Here is a 17218-nt window from a genome sequence, read left to right as displayed (position 1 = left end):
CGGCACCGTCCTATCAGGTCGCTGAGCGTGCGCTCAGGCCGAAGTGACGCGGATCACCAGGGACTTGCTCGCGGGTGTGTTGCTGGTGTCGGCCGTCGCCTCCAGCGGGACGAGCACGTTCGTCTCGGGGTAGTAGGCCGCCGCGCATCCGCGTGCGGTGGGGTAGTGCACGACGCGGAATCCTCGGGCGGTGCGGGTGCTGCCGTCCGTCCACTCGCTGGTCAGATCGGCGTACGAACCGTCCTCCAGGCCGAGGGCCTCGGCGTCCCGCGGGTTGACGAGGACGACGCGGCGCCCGTTGCGGATGCCCCGGTAGCGGTCGTCGAGGCCGTAGACGGTGGTGTTGTACTGGTCGTGCGACCGCAGGGTCTGCAACAGCAGCCGCCCCTCGGGGACCTTCGGCCAAGTGACGGGCGCCGCTGTGAAGTTGGCCTTGCCCGTGGCGGTGGGGAAGCGCCTCTCGTCGCGCGGGGCGTGCGGCAGCGTGAAGCCCCCCGGCCTGGCCACACGTTCGTTGAAGTCCTCGAAGCCGGGCACGACGCGGGCGATGCGGTCACGGACCGTGGCGTAGTCCTTCTCGAAGTCCTCCCAGGGCGTGCGCGACTCGACTCCCAGCACGCGGCGCGCCATGCGTGCCACGATCGCCGGCTCGGACAGCAGATGGGGGCTCGCCGGTTCGAGCCGCCCACGGGAGGCGTGCACCATCCCCATGGAGTCCTCCACCGTCACGAACTGCTCGCCGCCGCCCTGGAGATCGCGCTCCGTGCGGCCCAGCGTGGGGAGGATCAGCGCACGCGCCCCGGTGACGCAGTGCGAGCGGTTGAGCTTCGTGGAGACGTGCACGGTGAGCCGGGCGCGGCGCATCGCGTCCTCCGTCACGGCCGTGTCGGGGGACGCCGAGACGAAGTTGCCGCCCATCGCGAAGAACACCTTGGCGCGGCCGTCGCGCAGCGCGTGGATCGCCCCTACGACGTCCATGCCGGGGCGGCGGGGAGCACTGATCGCGAACTCCCGCTCCAGGGCGTCGAGGAACGAGGGCGCGGGCCGCTCCGTGATGCCCATGGTGCGGTCGCCCTGCACGTTGCTGTGACCGCGTACGGGGCACACTCCCGAGCCGGGGCGGCCCACGTCGCCGCGCAGCAGCAGGAAGTTGACGACCTCGCGGATCGTCGGCACGGAGTGCTTGTGCTGGGTGAGGCCCATGGCCCAGCACACGACGGTGCGGCGGGAGGCGAGGACCATCTCCAGCGCCTGCTCGATCTCCTCGCGGCGCAGGCCGGTCGCCTCCAGTGTCTCCTCCCAGCCGGTGCCCAGTGCCGCTCGCGCGAACTGCTCGTAGCCGTGGGTGAAGGCACCGACGAACTCCTCGTCGACGCCGCCGCGTTCGATGATCATCCGGTTCAGCGCACGGAAGAGGGCCTGGTCGCCGCCGAGGCGGACCTGGAGGAACAGATCGGTGAGCGCCGTGCCGGAACCGGCGAGTCCGCGGGCCCGCTGCGGGTTCTTGAAGCGGGTCATGCCCGCTTCGGGCAGCGGATTGACGGTGATGATCTTCGCCCCGGCGGCCTTGGCCTTCTCCAGGGCGGTCAGCATCCGCGGATGGTTGGTGCCCGGGTTCTGCCCGGCGACGATGATCAGTTCCGCCTGGTGCAGGTCCTCGAGCAGCACGCTGCCCTTGCCCACGCCGAGGGTCTCGGTGAGCGCCGCCCCGGAGGACTCGTGGCACATGTTGGAGCAGTCGGGCAGGTTGTTCGTGCCGAACTCGCGGGCGAAGAGCTGGTAGAGGAACGCCGCCTCGTTGCCGGTGCGGCCGGAGGTGTAGAAGACGGCCTCGTCGGGGGATGCGAGCGAGTGCAGCTCCTCGGCGACGATGTCGAACGCCCGCTCCCACGGCACCGGCTGGTAGGTGTCGGCGCCCTCCGGCAGATACATCGGCTGCGTCAGCCTGCCCTGCTGCCCCAGCCAGTACCCGGAGCGCCGTGCGAGGTCCGGCACGGGATGCGCCTCGAAGAAGCCGGGCGTGACGCGGCGCAGCGTCGCCTCCTCGGCCACGGCCTTCGCGCCGTTCTCGCAGAACTCCGCGGTGTGCCGCTTGTCCTCCTCCGGCCAGGCGCAGCCGGGGCAGTCGAAGCCGTCCTTCTGGTTGACGCGCAGCAGCGTCAGCGCCGTCCTGCGTACGCCCATCTGCTGCCGTGCGGTGCGCAGCGAACGCGTCACCGCCTTCGTACCGGCTGCGGAGTCCGCCGGGGCGGAGACGTCGGGTGCGTCCTGTACGGGGTCTTCGGCCGGGGGCTTCCTCATACGGCGATGGTGCCACGCGGCGGGTCGGCGGACCCGGCCCGGCTGCTCCGCGAGCGGCCTGCGCCGGTGCCGGGGGAGGCGGCCCGTGCGGGCGCCGTGTGCACGGGTCCGGGTTGTCAGTGGCGCGTGGGAGGATCGGGAACGTGACTGAGAAGGCTCCGAAGAAGACCCAGCAGAAGGCTCCCGAGAAGACCCGGCAGAAGGCCCCGCAGCAGACGGCTCCCCGCCTGCTCCTGATGGACGGGCACTCCCTCGCCTACCGCGCGTTCTACGCCCTGCCCGCTGAGAACTTCGCCACCTCCACGGGCCAGACGACGAACGCGATCTACGGCTTCACCTCGATGCTGTCGAACACATTGCGTGACGAGGAGCCCACGCACTTCGCGGTCGCCTTCGACGTCTCCCGCAAGACCTGGCGCTCCGCGGAGTTCGCGGAGTACAAGGCGAACCGCTCCAAGGCGCCCGACGAGTTCAAGGGCCAGGTGGAGCTGATCGGCGAGCTGCTGGACGCGATGCGGGTGCGGCGCTTCGCCGTCGAGGGCTTCGAGGCCGACGACGTCATCGCCACCCTCACCACGCAGGCGGTCGCCGAGGGCTTCAAGGTCTCCATCGTCACCGGCGACCGCGACGCCCTCCAGCTCGTCAGCGACGACGTGACGGTGCTCTATCCGACGAAGGGCGTCTCGGAGTTGACGCGCTTCACCCCGGAGAAGGTCTTCGAGAAGTACGGCCTGACGCCCGAGCAGTATCCGGACTTCGCGGCGCTGCGCGGCGACCCGTCCGACAACCTCCCCGGCATTCCCGGCGTGGGGGAGAAGACGGCCACGAAGTGGATCAGCCAGTTCGGTTCCTTCGCCGAACTCGCCCGCCGCGCGGACGAGGTGAAGGGCAAGGCCGGGGAGAATCTGCGGGCGCATCTGGAGTCGGTGACGCTCAACCGCCATCTCACCGAGCTGGTGCGCGACGTCGAACTGACCTGCGGCCCCGAGGACTTGGAGCGCGTCCCCTACGACCGCGACACGCTGAACGTCGTGCTGGACGCCCTGGAGTTCCGCCATCAGAACTTCCGCGAGCGGCTGTTCGCCGTCGACCCCGGCACGAAGGAGGAAGAGGCCGCACCCTCGGCGGAGGGCGTCGAGATCGACGGCACGGTCCTCGGCCCCGGCGAGCTGACCGGCTGGCTGGACGAGCACGACGGCCAGGTCCTCGGCCTCGCCACCGTCGACGTGTGGAAGCTGGGCACCGGCAGCGTCAGCGAGATCGCCCTCGCCGCGGCCGACGGCCCCGCGGCCTGGTTCGACCCGGCACAGCTCGACGAGGCGGAGGAGAAGGCGTTCTCGTCGTGGATCGCCGACGACGCCCGCCCGAAGGTCGTACACGACGCCAAGGCGATCATGCGGGTCTTCGCCGAGCACGGCTGGAGCGTCGCCGGGGTCACCACGGACACGGCGCTCGCCGCGTATCTCGACAAGCCCGGCCGCCGCTCGTTCGAGATGGACGCGCTGTCGGTGGAGTATCTGGGCCGCGAACTCGGCCCCGCGGACGCGGGCGGCGGCCAGTTGGCGTTCGGCCTGGACGAACAGGCCGAGGCCCAGGCGCTGATGCTCAAGGCCCGTACGATCCTCGACCTCGGGGCGGTATTCGAGGACAGGCTCGCCCAGGTCGGCGCCGCCGATCTGCTGCGCGATCTGGAGCTGCCGACCTCGGCGGTGCTGGCGCGGATGGAGCGCGCGGGGATCTGCGCCGACCGCGAGTGGCTGACCAATCTGGAGCAGCAGTTCGCCGACGCCGCGCAGCAGGCGGTGAAGGACGCACATGCCGCCGTGGGCCACGAGTTCAACCTCGGCTCGCCCAAGCAGCTCCAGGAGGTCCTCTTCGGAGAGCTGGGCCTGCCCAAGACGAAGAAGACCAAGACGGGCTGGACGACGGACGCCGACGCCCTGACGTGGCTCGCGGCGCAGACCGAGCACGAACTGCCCGTGCTGATGCTGCGCTACCGCGAACAGCAGAAGCTGCGCACCACCGTCGAGGGCCTGATCAAGACCATCGCCGCCGACGGCCGCATCCACACCACTTTCAGCCAGACCGTCGCCGCCACCGGCCGGCTCTCCTCCACCGACCCCAACTTGCAGAACGTGCCGATCCGTACGGACGAGGGCCGCGCCATCCGCCGTGCCTTCCGCGTCGGCGAGGGCTACGAGACGCTGATGACGGCCGACTACAGCCAGATCGAACTGCGCGTGATGGCGCACATGTCGGACGACGAGAAGCTCATCGAGGCCATCACCTCCGGGGAGAATCTGCACACCACGGTCGCCTCCCAGGTCTTCGACGTCACCGAGGACCAGGTCGACGCGGAGATGCGCCGCAAGATCAAGGCCATGTCGTACGGACTGGCCTACGGGCTCTCGGCGTTCGGCCTCTCCCAGCAGCTCGGCATCACCCCGGACGAGGCCCGCAAGCTGATGGACGACTACTTCGAACGGTTCGGCGGAGTACGCGACTATCTCCACCGCGCCGTAGCCGAGGCACGCGCCACCGGCTACACCGAGACCATCATGGGCCGCCGCCGCTATCTGCCCGACCTGACCAGCGACAACCGCCAGCGCCGTGACATGGCCGAGCGGATGGCGCTCAACGCACCCATCCAGGGCACCGCCGCCGACATCGTGAAGGTGGCGATGCTCCGCGTGGACGCCGCACTGCGCAAGGAGAAGCTCGCCTCACGCATGCTGCTCCAGGTGCACGACGAGATCGTGCTGGAGGTCGCCCCCGGGGAGCGGGACGCCGTCGAGGAGCTGGTGTGCCGCGAGATGGCCGGAGCCGTCGAACTGCGGGCACCGCTGGATGTGTCCGTGGGCGTCGGCGACGACTGGGAATCAGCCGCGCACTGAGCGGCCCCTGCGCTCTGCGCCCCTCTTACGCCGACCCGCAGACGCCGCACGGGAGTTGCATTAGTGTCACCGTGTCGACGAAGGCAGCGTCGGCGAAGTCAGGGGCAGAATCTGGGGGTTCGGCACATGGCGCGGTATCGCGGGTTTCCCGGCGGCAGAAAGATCCGCCGGGGCGTGACCGGCACGGCTATCGCCGCCGCCACCATGGCGGCGCTGACCGCGTCTCAGGCACCCGGCGCCGAAGTGGACCACCGCGTGGGCGACCCCGGCAAGGAACGCCCCGACGAGGCACAGCCCGACGGCGCCCCCGGCGACGACGCGTACCACACCGAGCTGCCGCCGCTGGAATCCCCCGCACCGCCTCGCACTTCACCCGGCCCGTCCGAGTCCGGCATACCCGCGTCGGTCCTCGCCGCGTACAAGATGGCCGCACGCTCACTCGGCGCCTCCGACGCCGCATGCGGGCTGCGCTGGGAACTCCTCGCCGCGATCGGCAAGGTCGAGTCGGGGCAGGCACGCGGCGGAGCCGTCGACAAGTCCGGCACCACCCTCAAGCCGATCCTCGGCCCGGTGCTGAACGGCTCGGGCTTCGCCCGCATCCACGACACCGACGGCGGACGCCTCGACGGCGACAAGCGCTTCGACCGGGCCGTCGGGCCGATGCAGTTCATACCCTCGACTTGGTCGCGCTGGGGCGCAGACGGCAACGGCGACGGCAGCCGCGACCCCGCAAACATCCAGGACGCCGCGCTGGCCGCCGCCGGGTATCTCTGCGCGGGCGAACGGGACTTGGGCACCAAGGCGGGACTCCACCGCTCTGTCCTCAGCTACAACGACTCCCGCGCCTATCTGCGTACCGTCCTCGCCTGGTACGACTTCTACCGCAAGGGCACGCACAAGGTTCCCGACGGCACCGGACCGCTGCCCGACTCACCCGGCGCCGGCGCCACGGACGGCGCCGGCAAGGGCAACGGCTCCCACGGCGGCTCCGGTTCCCACAAACCCGGCAAGGGCCACGGCGGCGGCAACGGCGACGGCGGCCACGACTCTCCCGCACCCAGCCCCGGCACCCCCACCGACCTCAAGCCCGTACTCGCCGGCCCGCTCACCGCCTACACCGGCGGCACCTTCGAACAGCGCCCGCGGGTAAAGGCCGTCAACGCCTCCGGCAAGGCCGTCAAGGGTGTGCGCATCAAATACACCATCAAGGGCGACACCGACGCCCGCTTCCCCGGCGGCAGGACCTCGGCCACCGCACCCACCGGCGCCGACGGCATCTCCCTCGCCCCCGTCATCGACGCGGGCGAACGCGCAGGGGAGTTCACCGTCTCGGCCACGGCCGAGGGCCGCGACCTGTCCGCCGCGAAGATGCATGCGACCGTCTCCCCGAAGTACACCTTCGCCCGCACCCCCGAGGGCCCCCTGAAGGCCCCCGTCGACTCGGAGTTCACCGAGATCAAGGTCGAACTCGAACACGAGAAGGAGGCGGCCGGCGGGGTCCCCGTCACCGCCACCATGATCACCGAGGACGGCGAAGAGAACACCAAGGGCCCTTACTTCAAGGACCTGTTCGGCAACGAGGACCGCTCGATCACCAAGACCACGGGCGGCGGAGTGCTCAGCAAGAAGGGCGTACTGGAACTGCCCGCCGTCCACACCGACGGCCACACCGGCACCTACACCCTCCGCCTCACCACCGAGGACGGCTCCACCTACGACATCCCCCTGAAGGTCACCGCCAAGTAGCCGCAGCCCGCACGGACTTGAGGAAGACGCCGCGCCGGGCCGCAGCACCGCGAGGCGGCCGCCGGAGCCCTACGGACGCCCCGCCGCCCCGTCGTGCTCGCACACGAAGATCGCAGTCCCGGGGATCAGCCGCCCCCGCAGCGGCGACCACCCGCCCCACTCCTGCGAGTTCCACTCCGGCCACTCCGGCTCTACGACGTCCAGCAGCCGGAAACCCGCGGCCACCAGATCCCGCACGCGGTCGCCCAGTGTCCGGTGATGCTCGACGTAGACCGCCCGCCCCCGCTCGTCCTCCTCCACATAAGGAGTGCGGTCGAAGTACGAGCCGATCACCGTAAGCCCCTCCGGGCCCGGCTCGTCCGGCAGCGCCCAGCGCATCGGATGCGTCACCGAGAACACCCAGCGCCCACCCGGCCTCAGCACCCGCCGGACCTCCCTCAGCACCCGCAGCGGATCGGCCACGAACGGCAGCGCCCCGTAAGCGGAACAGGCCATGTCGAACGACCCGTCAGCGAACGGCAGTGCCCGCGCGTCCGCCTCCACCAGCGGCAACCGCGTACCGGAACCCGGCCCGGCGCCTCCGCCACCGGCGGGAGCGTCCGCGCCGCCGATGCGCAGCGCGTGCAGAAGCTGCCGGTGCGAGAGGTCCAGCGCGACGGGAAGGGCGCCCTGCGCGGCCAGCCACCGCGAGCACTGCGCGGCACCGGCGCCCACCTCCAGCACCCGCCGCCCGCGCAGCCCGGCGGCCGGACCCAGCAGCCGCGCCTCCGCCTCGTCCAGACCCTCGGGGCACCACACGAAACGCGCGTCGCCGAGGAACGCACCGTGATCGTCCTGGTACTCGTCGGCGTTCCGGTCCCACCAGCCGCGGTTGGCCCGGCTGCTCTCGGCGCCGCCGGCCTGCCTGCGCACGGCCGCCGGTTCCGCACCGGGATCGGTACCCGCGGGCCCGGCCGCCGCGAAGTTCCTGCCGCCGTCGTCTTGGATCATCGGGCCCGCCGCCGTACTCTCGCACCTATAACTTGTCGCCGTGGGGGTCGAGGGACACCGCTCAGTGCCGCAAGGGGTGCACGCTGTGACGGGCACGCCGGTTATGGGACGTTCCACCCCAGCTGTGCTCTTTCGCGCATTGACCATGCCCAGTGGCCCCCGTATGCTACAAGTTGCGCTGCGGGCCTGCGCGCCTCGGACGGAGCAGGCCGCGCTCGCATCGGTGGTGTATCCCCTCGGGTTTGTGGCTCTAAAGGCTGTGTCCGGCTGGCTTGCATGCGCGGTGCGATAACGGGCTCTCGGCGTAGCAGGACCTACGACTTCATGTCCGTACCCGGAGACCCTTTCACACATGACGAGCAGCACCGAGACCACCGCCACCACTCCGCAGGTTGCGGTAAACGACATCGGTTCCGAGGAAGCCTTCCTCGCCGCGATCGACGAGACGATCAAGTACTTCAACGACGGCGACATCGTCGACGGCGTCATCGTGAAGGTCGACCGGGACGAGGTCCTGCTCGACATCGGTTACAAGACCGAAGGCGTCATCCCGTCCCGCGAACTGTCGATCAAGCACGACGTCGACCCCAACGAGGTCGTCGCCGTCGGTGACGAGATCGAAGCCCTCGTTCTCCAGAAGGAGGACAAGGAGGGACGCCTGATCCTCTCGAAGAAGCGCGCTCAGTACGAGCGTGCCTGGGGCACCATCGAGAAGATCAAGGAAGAGGACGGGATCGTCACCGGCACCGTCATCGAGGTCGTCAAGGGCGGTCTCATCCTCGACATCGGCCTGCGGGGCTTCCTGCCGGCCTCCCTGGTCGAGATGCGCCGTGTCCGCGACCTCCAGCCGTACGTCGGCAAGGAGCTCGAGGCGAAGATCATCGAGCTGGACAAGAACCGCAACAACGTGGTTCTCTCCCGCCGCGCATGGCTGGAGCAGACGCAGAGCGAGGTCCGCCAGACCTTCCTCACCACCCTCCAGAAGGGCCAGGTGCGCTCCGGCGTCGTCTCCTCCATCGTCAACTTCGGCGCCTTCGTCGACCTCGGCGGTGTGGACGGACTCGTCCACGTCTCCGAGCTGTCCTGGAAGCACATCGACCACCCCTCCGAGGTCGTCGAGGTCGGCCAGGAGGTCACGGTCGAGGTCCTGGACGTCGACATGGACCGCGAGCGTGTCTCCCTGTCGCTCAAGGCGACTCAGGAAGACCCGTGGCAGCAGTTCGCCCGTACGCACCAGATCGGCCAGGTCGTGCCCGGCAAGGTCACGAAGCTGGTGCCGTTCGGCGCGTTCGTCCGCGTGGACGAGGGGATCGAGGGTCTGGTCCACATCTCCGAACTGGCCGAGCGCCACGTGGAGATCCCGGAGCAGGTCGTCCAGGTCAACGACGAGATCTTCGTCAAGGTCATCGACATCGACCTGGAGCGCCGCCGCATCAGCCTCTCGCTGAAGCAGGCCAACGAGTCCTTCGGTGCCGACCCGACCACGGTCGACTTCGACCCGACGCTCTACGGCATGGCCGCGTCCTACGACGACCAGGGCAACTACATCTACCCCGAGGGCTTCGACCCCGAGGCCAACGACTGGCTGGAGGGGTACGAGAAGCAGCGTGAGGAGTGGGAGCGCCAGTACGCCGAGGCGCAGCAGCGCTTCGAGCAGCACCAGGCGCAGGTCATCAAGTCCCGCGAGGCCGACGAGCAGGCGGCGGCCGAAGGCGCGGGCGGTGGCGGCGGCAACGCCCAGCCGCAGCAGGGCGGCAACGCCGGCGGCGGCCAGGCGGGCGGTTCCGGTGGCTCGTACTCCTCGGAGTCGAACGACGACTCCGGCGCCCTCGCCTCGGACGAGGCCCTGGCGGCGCTGCGTGAGAAGCTCGCAGGCGGTCAGAGCTGAAGCGCTGACACGCCGAAGCACACGGCTCGCGGCTGAACGACGGCAGCGGCCGACAGCACGAAAGCGGGGCCCGTTCCCTCCGGGGGGCGGGCCCCGTCGCTGTCGCCGGGCGCTTCGCCGTCCGGTGTGTCCCGCTGGCAGGAATGCAAGGAGTGCCCGCACCGTTGTTCCGTGTGAACGCGACTAGTTAGGGGCGCCAGCAGTGCTTGAACCGCACAGTGGGCAGAGCGTGTACACGTGGGACGAGAGCGGACTCGAAGCGGTCGACGCCGTCATCGGCGAGCCCGGCAGCGGCGGCCTGGTGATGCTGTACCACTTCGAGGGCTACATGGACGCCGGCGAGGCGGGGGAGCAGATCGTCGAGCGGCTGAAGGACACCCAGCCGTCCGTCACCGTGGCGCGTTTCGACGCCGACCGGCTCGTCGACTACCGTGCGCGCCGCCCCACCATGACCTTCCGCAGCGACCGCTGGGTCGCCTACGACACTCCCCGGCTGGAGCTGCGTCTCGTGCGCGACGCCACGGGCGCGCCGTTCCTGCTGCTGTCCGGGCCCGAACCGGACGTCCAGTGGGAGGCGTTCACGTCGGCGGTCCGCGAGATCACCGAGCGGCTCAACGTACGGATGTCCGTGAACTTCCACGGCATTCCGATGGGCGTGCCCCACACCCGGCCCGTCGGCCTCACCCCGCACGGCACCCGCACGGATCTCGTGCCCGGCCACCGTCCCCTCTTCGAGGAGGCCGAGGTCCCGGGCAGCGCGGCCGGGCTGATCGAGCTGCGGCTCGCGGAATCAGGCCACGACGTGCTCGGTGTCGTCGCGCACGTGCCGCACTATGTCGCGCGCTCGGCCTACCCCGACGCGGCTCTCGTCATCGTCGAGGCCATCACGTCCGCGACCGGGCTTGTGCTGCCCGACATCGCCCATGCGCTGCGCAACGAGGCGCTCAAGACGCAGAACGAGATCGAGCGGCAGCTCGCCGAGGGAGACGAGGATCTTGTCTCCGTCGTACGGGGACTTGAGCAGCAGTACGACGCGATGGCCGGTGCCGAGACGCGGGGCAGCCTCGTCGCCGAGCCCAGTGAGCTGCCGTCCGCCGACGAGCTGGGAGCGGTCTTCGAGCAGTTCCTCGCCGAACGCGAGGCCGCGCCCGGCAGCGGCGACAGCGGGGACGACGGCGAAGGCGGCGCCGACGGGGCAGGCGGAGAGAGCACCGGCTGAGCGTCGGCCTTGCCCACAGCACCGGCCCGCGCGCTTCCGCGAACCTCGCGCGGCTGGTTCGTTCCCGTGGCCGCTGTCCGTACCGGCCGGGGCGGTGGCCGGTTTCGCGCACCGTATAGCGTGGCCGTCATGCTGAAGGTCGGACTGACGGGCGGAATCGGCGCGGGAAAGAGCGAGGTCTCACGGCTTCTCCAGGGGCACGGCGCCGTGATCGTCGACGCGGACAAGATCGCCCGGGAGGTCGTCGAGCCGGGCACGCCCGGGCTGACGGCCGTGGTCGAGGAGTTCGGCGAGGAGGTGCTCGCGCCCGACGGCAGCCTGGACCGGCCCAGGCTGGGGGCCGTCGTTTTCGCCGACACGGAACGGCTCGCGGCGCTCAACGCGATCGTCCACCCGCTCGTGGGCGAGCGCTCGGCCGAGCTGGAACGGCAGGCGGCGGCCGATTCCGCAAGCGCCGTGATCGTCCACGACGTGCCGCTTCTCACCGAGAACGGCCTCGCGCCCCTCTATGACCTCGTCCTCGTCGTCGACGCCTCCCCGAAGACCCAGCTCGACCGGCTCGTACGTCTGCGCGGCATGACGGAGGAGGACGCGCAGGCGCGCATGGCTGCGCAGGCGACGCGCGAGGAGCGGCTCGCGGTGGCCGACCTCGTGATCGGCAACGACGGGCCGCTGGAGGAGCTGGAGACGAGGGTGCGCGAGGTGTGGGACGAGCTGTGCAAGCGAGCACAGGAGCGCTCGGGGGCGTAGTCCGCTCCGGTGGGAGCGGAGTGCCTGCGGTTGCGACAGGGAATAGCTACCGGGGACGAGGCGTTCCCGCGCCTGTGCACCGTACCTGTGCACCGCAACTGTCACACCGGCGTCGGTGAGGAGGCAGGCACCGTGTCCGAGGCCACCCCTGAGACCCTGGTCATCGAGTTCCGCGCTGCCGAGCAACTGCTCAACGCCCGCGATCCGCGTGGTGCGTTGAAGCTGCTCGACACGGTGGTCGCGGCACACCCCGAGAACACGGCGGCGCGGCTGCTGCGCGCACGCGCTTTCTTTCTGGGCGCCCAACTGCGGCCCGCGGAGATGGAGTTCCAGACCGTGCTGGAGCGTGAACCGGACAACGCGTTCGCGCACTTCGCGCTGGCCCGTACGCTTCAGCGCGCCGACCGTAAGGACGAGGCACGACGCCACTTCCGGCTGGCGGCGGCGCTGGACCCGCGGCCGGATTTCGTGGAGGCAGCGGACTTCGACCCTCCGCGTTCGTCCTGACACGCTCCCGCTAGGGTGTGCTGTCCGCGCGTGGCGGCCGTGATCAGGCCCCGCGTGGAGAGCGTCCCGATCGGTCCGCGGTGGGGCAGCGTGCAGCGGCGGCAGGGGGAGAGCATGGCGGGTGCCGGACGACGGGGAGTCTTCGGAAGCAGGGCGCCTGGAAGCGGACCCTCCGGGCCTTCCGGCGCGGACCCCGAACTGGGCCGCACCAGCCCCTACGCCTCGACGCCGGGCGCGAGCTGGAAGGGCCGGGCCTTCGGGGCGGTGTTCTTCCTCGGCGCACTCGTCTGTGTGTGCTTCTCCGTCTACAACGCGGCGCACGCCGCGGGCCTCGCGGGACGCGGCGGCACCGTGACCGTCGAGAGCTGCTGGGTCGAGCAGGGCAGCCGCAACAGCAGCGACCAGACGGTCTGTTCGGGGAAGTTCCGTCCGGATGACGGCTCGCGCCCCGTGCCCGACGCGAAGATCAGCCGCGAGCTGCGGCAGGGCCAGAAGACAGAGGTCCAGCAGTCGGCGAACGGTTTCCTGCCCGTCGGCTTCCGCGAGATCTGGCGGTGGAACGCGCTGTTCTTCCTCGGCTGGATCGTCGCCGCCCTCGGAGTGCCCTTCGCCGTGACCGGCATCTTCCCCGGCAGGGAGCAGGCGTTCGCCGTGGGCGCGCGCATCCGCGGTACGCGGGCCGCGATGGTGATGAAGTATCTCTTCCTCAGCGGGGCGGCGGGGATCGCGGTGTGCCTGTACATGATGTGGGTGCTCTGAGGGGGCCGTTCCTCGGTCCGCTGGTCTCCGGTCCGCTGGTCTCCGGTCTTCCGGGTGCGAGTCGACTCACGGCGGGGGTACGTGAGTCGTACCGGGCGGTTCGGCGGCTGAGGGGACGGCTGCGGGGGTCTCGGTGTCCTCCGGCTGACCGGGCGGCGCGCCGTACCAGCGCCAGGATGTACGGCGGGGGCGGCCCGGGAGCCCGGTGCGGCCCGTGGCCCACAGCAGGACCTGCCATGGTGCCGCGTCGTCGGGCTCGACATCGGGGAAGAGGCGCTTGAGCACCCGCTCGCACATGTCCTCCGGCGGGCTCCAGGAGACGCCGACGCCCTGGGCGACGTCGTGCGCGTGGACGAGCGTCTCCACGACGCCCATCGCCGCGAAGCCTTCCGGATCGGCGACCCCGAACGGGTGCCAGGCCCGCAGACCGGGCGGCGCCGTACGCACCATGGCGACCAGCAGCGCACCGCACGCCTCCAGAACGCGCAGCAGCCCGGCAGGGCCGGAGTCGCGGTCCGCGAACACGGCGTTGTACGGGCTGACTTCGCGCCGCTGTGTGTAGCGGAAGGGGATGTCGTCGGCCGACGGCGGATTGTCCGGGGTGAGTTGGGCGGCATAGGCGAACAGGTCGTCGGCCAGGTGCTCGACGGTGTCCCAGCAGTCCCACTCCAGTGAGCCCGCCTTGACGCTCCAGTCCGCTTCGATCCCTTCGCGCAGGGCGGTGACGGCCAGCCGCACTGCCTCGTGCACGTCTTCGGCGGTCACCTCTGAGATCCGGGCAGGCCCGGCGTGGTCCGGCATGACGGGAACCTACCAACGCCGTCCCGCTCGGCGCGTCCCGGTTTTCCGGCGAAGTCCCGGCGCTTGGGGCTGGGTCGGGCCCCGTTCCGCTCACTGCCACGTCATGCGCATCGCCGTCGTGACCTCCAGCGGGGAGCCGCCCGCCTGTGCCGCGAGGACGCCCGCTCCTTCGGGGCTGCGGGTGTAGAGCGGCGTGCCGGTGCTGACGTAGGTGTTCCATGCGGCGGCGAATATGCGGGCAAGGCGGCGGTTCTCGCCGAGCGAGGCGGGCACGGCGTGGTGGACGACCGCGTTCGCCGCCGGCCTGCGGCACAGCGCACGGAACGCCGCGCCCGCGGTGGGGGCCGGAAGGATATGGCGGGGAATCACATAACGCGGGTACGCCAGTGGGGAGATCACCTCGTCCAAGGCGTCGGCGAAGAGCGCGGACGCCTCCCTCGGCACGCCGTCCAGCTCCACGCGGTAGGCGCCTGTCTCGTCGGGGGCGAACGAGACGCCCTCCGAACCGCGCGGCACCAGCCGGGAGTTGAACAGCGCGTCAGCCGTGGCCCAAGCGATGTGCAGCAGTGCCGGAGCCTCCGCCACCGCCTCCAGACGGCGGCGTACCACGGCGGTGCGGCCCATGGCGTACGCGGCGCACGCCACGAGGCCCCCAGCCGCCGTGACCGTCGGCCATGGAAGCGCGGCGGCCACCGGAGCGGCCGTGGCGAGGGTGCCGCCCGTCAACGCCGCGGCGGTGACGGCCGTATGGGAGCGTGCCGCACCGCTGCGCTGCCGTACGGGATGGATGCCGCAGGCGGCGGGCACCGCCGAAGGCACCCGGACCGCAGACGGAGATGGGCCGGCGGAAAGGTCGACTGCCGCCGCGCCGACCGCTGTTGTACGCGGAACGGTCACACGGACGGTGTGGATCAGCTCGTCCGCGTACGGTTCGCCGATGCGCCAGCGTTCGCGGACCTCGTCACGGGCGGCGGCACGCTGAAGCATCGCGGCGTTGAAACGGTCGAACTCCCGGGCGGGAGGCGGCGCGTAGGGGGACAGCTCCGGATGGACGTGGGGGACGCCGACCATGACCTCGCCCGCGTCGGTCAGCCCGAGATAGCCGTCGTGCTTGCGTACGAAGCGGCCCCAGTCGCGGTCGCCGCGCGGATGAGCCTCCGCGACGCACACCACCGACCAGGTGTTGGCGACCTTGAGGGGATGTTCCGGGTCGAGCCGGAGGGCGCGGCCGCGGGTCTGGACGACGGCGGTGGGTGTCGTCGCCTCGGTGAGGTCGATGAGCGTGTTGACGCGGCGGGCGTCCCAGCCTTCGCCGAGCATGCCGCGTGTGCCGATGAGTACGCGGCTGCCGCCCCGTTCGAAGAAGCGGGTGACGAGCGCGACCCAGGTCCGGCTGTTCCAGCCGGGCGGTCCCACGACGCGCACGGCGGTACCTGCGCCGACGCCTCCGCCTGTGCCCGCGCCGCGATCCCGCTCGTCGTCCTCGCGCCGCCCCGCACCGTCCCCGTGCCCAGCCTGGTCCCCGGCCTCGTGCCCAGCCTCGTCCCCGGCCCGCAACGGCTCGATGCCCAGCTCCAGTTGGGATACGGGCGGTCCCGCCGCCCGGCAGTACGCCAGCAGACGCTCCGCCGTCTCCCGTGACGCGGCCACCGTGCGGCCCGTCACCAGTACCGGGTCCAGCGCGGCCGTACGGGGATCGCCGACCAGCTCCTCCAGCACCAGGACCGCCGATCCGGCCTGCGCTTCCAGCACGCCCGTCAGCCGTCCGGGCAAGGTCGCCGTCGCGCGCTCGTGGTCGCAGACGACGACCGCGCGCAGCTCTTCGCCGAGTGCCGCGTCCTCCGCCGCGAGGATCTCCCGTACCGCAAGGGGCTTGGCGGCGCTGCGCGCCAGCACCCGGTCCACCGGGGAGCGTCCCGCGCGGATGCCTCGTGCCGTGAGCTGGTGGCCCACGGACGGCAGGGCGGCTCTCAGCGTCTCCAGCACCTCGGCGTCGCGGGGCGAACCGCTGCGGCGCAGACAGTGACGTACCCAGTCGTCGAGCAGCGTCACCCAGTCGTCGGCGCCGGGCGCGCGGCGGTGCTCCTCGCGCGGGCGTGCACCGTCGGGCAGGGCGAGCAGCCCGCTGTGGTGGAACCGCAGGGCCGCGGCGGCGAGTTCGGGACGGTCGCGGGCCAGCTTCGACCAGGGCAGACGTGTCCCGTCCGGGCCCGCGCGGTTCACGAAGCGCTCGTCGAGCCAGCCGAGAAAGGGACGTGAGGCGGTGAACTCCGGGTCGAGCAGGCCGGTCGTCAGCTCCCTGAACCGCTCCGCCTCACCGGAGAGCCAGTCGGTCTCCACGGGTGTGGGGGAGGTCAGCCAGCACAGCTCGGCGTACGGGGCGAGGTGTCCCTCCCGTACGGCTGCGGGGATCGACGGGCCCTGCACTGCCGGGCCGAAGAGCTCGGCGACCAGCTCGGCCTGGGCGGGCGAGAGCCGGTCCGGGGGTGTGGCGGTGAGGCCGATGACGGTGGCGTCGGGAATCTCGTCCAGGAGTTCGGCGAGCAACTCGCCCCAGGTGTCGAGGAGATGGTGGCACTCGTCGAGGAGAAGCGTGAACTTCCCGGTGCGGCGCAGCGCTTCGACGAGTTCCCTGCCCTGCGGGCGGAGCCTGTGCAGATGCCTCCGTCTGCCTGCCGTCGCGCCTGCTGCCCCGTCCGCTGCCCCTCCTGCTGCCGCGCCCGCTGCCGCCGTGCGCGGAGGCGCGGCACGGCCGGGGCTGTGCTCACTGCCCTCCTCGTCGACCTCGGTGTCGGGGTCGAAGGAGGCGAGGGACTGGTAAGTGAGCACGGTGACGGGGGAGTCGAGGGCGCGGTCCGTGCTCGCGGGCACGTGGGCGTCGCTCGCAGGGAAGGCGCCCGCCGGGGAGGCACTCGCGTGGGAGGCCCGCCCGCTCGCCCCGTCGGCGCCAGAGGAGACCGCCCCTTCCCCCTCGTCACCCGGGACGAACGCCTCCCACTCGCGCAGCCACTGTCCCTGGATCGCCGTGTTGGGGGTGAGGACGACGACCGGGTCGCCGAGTCTCCGCGCGGCCTCCAGCCCGGTCAGCGTCTTTCCCATGCCGGGTGGCAACACCACCCAGGCGCGGGCCTGACGGCGTTCCGCGCCTCTCTGGGAGACGTACGGGTGGGAGGCGTCCGGGCGGGTGCCGTGCGAGTGGGTGCCCTGCCGGTGGGCGACGTGCGTGCCGCCGGTGCCATCGGACGAGCCGCCGCATGGCGACCCCGCTCTCCGCCGCACGGTCGCCGCCCATCGCTCTCGCCAGCCGTTCCAGCGCGTCCCGCTGGTGCTTGCGCAGCTCGTACGGAGGGCGCAGCAGGCTCA

At 71.2% G+C, this 17218-nt stretch carries 11 protein-coding genes; 7 read left to right on the top strand and 4 right to left on the bottom strand.

The window, feature by feature from the left end:
- Positions 1-33 precede the first annotated feature (33 nt).
- Complete coding sequence (locus tag MMA15_RS04435) at positions 34-2301, bottom strand: FdhF/YdeP family oxidoreductase (RefSeq protein WP_241057651.1); 2268 nt, start codon at positions 2299-2301, stop codon at positions 34-36.
- A gap of 143 nt (positions 2302-2444) precedes the next feature.
- On the opposite strand from MMA15_RS04435, the gene polA reads away from it, so the two are divergent.
- Together polA and MMA15_RS04425 are read left to right on the top strand one after the other, a co-directional pair.
- Positions 2445-5195 carry a DNA polymerase I gene (polA, locus tag MMA15_RS04430; protein WP_372498175.1) on the top strand — a complete coding sequence of 917 codons (2751 nt, stop codon included), beginning with the start codon at positions 2445-2447 and terminating at the stop codon, positions 5193-5195.
- A gap of 174 nt (positions 5196-5369) precedes the next feature.
- Entirely contained in the window at positions 5370-6941 is a 1572-nt protein-coding gene (locus MMA15_RS04425) for a lytic transglycosylase domain-containing protein (RefSeq protein ID WP_308290503.1), read from the top strand.
- Between the two features lie 69 nt (positions 6942-7010).
- Here the strand turns inward: MMA15_RS04425 and MMA15_RS04420 are convergent, their stop codons facing one another.
- On the bottom strand, positions 7011-7931 hold the full coding sequence (locus MMA15_RS04420) for a class I SAM-dependent methyltransferase (protein ID WP_241057648.1): 921 nt from the start codon (positions 7929-7931) through the stop codon (positions 7011-7013).
- A 352-nt stretch (positions 7932-8283) separates the two neighbouring features.
- Here MMA15_RS04420 and rpsA point away from each other — a divergent pair, with 352 nt between their 5' ends.
- From rpsA to MMA15_RS04395, 5 genes are all read left to right on the top strand, one after another.
- Positions 8284-9819 carry a 30S ribosomal protein S1 gene (rpsA, locus tag MMA15_RS04415; protein ID WP_241057647.1) on the top strand — a complete coding sequence of 512 codons (1536 nt, stop codon included), beginning with the start codon at positions 8284-8286 and terminating at the stop codon, positions 9817-9819.
- Between the two features lie 229 nt (positions 9820-10048).
- Complete coding sequence (locus tag MMA15_RS04410; RefSeq protein ID WP_241057645.1) at positions 10049-11038, top strand: PAC2 family protein; 990 nt, start codon at positions 10049-10051, stop codon at positions 11036-11038.
- 129 nt (positions 11039-11167) lie between these two features.
- A complete protein-coding gene (coaE, locus tag MMA15_RS04405) occupies positions 11168-11788 on the top strand; it encodes a dephospho-CoA kinase (protein ID WP_241057644.1) in 621 nt (206 codons plus the stop codon).
- 132 nt (positions 11789-11920) lie between these two features.
- Positions 11921-12295, top strand: a complete 375-nt coding sequence (locus MMA15_RS04400; protein ID WP_241057643.1) for a tetratricopeptide repeat protein — start codon at positions 11921-11923, stop codon at positions 12293-12295.
- Positions 12296-12325: 30 nt separating this feature from the next.
- Positions 12326-13054 carry a hypothetical protein gene (locus MMA15_RS04395; RefSeq protein WP_241057642.1) on the top strand — a complete coding sequence of 243 codons (729 nt, stop codon included), beginning with the start codon at positions 12326-12328 and terminating at the stop codon, positions 13052-13054.
- 66 nt (positions 13055-13120) lie between these two features.
- Here MMA15_RS04395 and MMA15_RS04390 read toward each other — a convergent pair whose 3' ends face one another.
- Complete coding sequence (locus MMA15_RS04390; RefSeq protein WP_241057641.1) at positions 13121-13855, bottom strand: maleylpyruvate isomerase N-terminal domain-containing protein; 735 nt, start codon at positions 13853-13855, stop codon at positions 13121-13123.
- A 90-nt stretch (positions 13856-13945) separates the two neighbouring features.
- Positions 13946-17134: a DEAD/DEAH box helicase family protein gene (locus MMA15_RS04385; RefSeq protein WP_308290502.1), complete on the bottom strand. Its 3189-nt coding sequence runs from the start codon at positions 17132-17134 to the stop codon at positions 13946-13948.
- Positions 17135-17218: the final 84 nt, after the last annotated feature.

The organism is Streptomyces marispadix (genome assembly GCF_022524345.1).
GTDB classification, from domain to species: Bacteria; Actinomycetota; Actinomycetes; order Streptomycetales; family Streptomycetaceae; genus Streptomyces; species Streptomyces marispadix.
Note: the sequence above shows the minus strand (reverse complement) of the source record. Positions and strands in the feature narration are given on the sequence as shown.

What these genes read in the sequence shown, in the direction of transcription:
- MMA15_RS04435 (WP_241057651.1), bottom strand. Translation starts at nt 2,301, where the DNA reads ATGAGGAAGCCCCCGGCCGAAGACCCCGTACAGGACGCACCCGACGTC.
- MMA15_RS04420 (WP_241057648.1), bottom strand. Translation starts at nt 7,931, where the DNA reads ATGATCCAAGACGACGGCGGCAGGAACTTCGCGGCGGCCGGGCCCGCG.
- rpsA (WP_241057647.1), top strand. Translation starts at nt 8,284, where the DNA reads ATGACGAGCAGCACCGAGACCACCGCCACCACTCCGCAGGTTGCGGTA.
- coaE (WP_241057644.1), top strand. Translation starts at nt 11,168, where the DNA reads ATGCTGAAGGTCGGACTGACGGGCGGAATCGGCGCGGGAAAGAGCGAG.
- MMA15_RS04390 (WP_241057641.1), bottom strand. Translation starts at nt 13,855, where the DNA reads ATGCCGGACCACGCCGGGCCTGCCCGGATCTCAGAGGTGACCGCCGAA.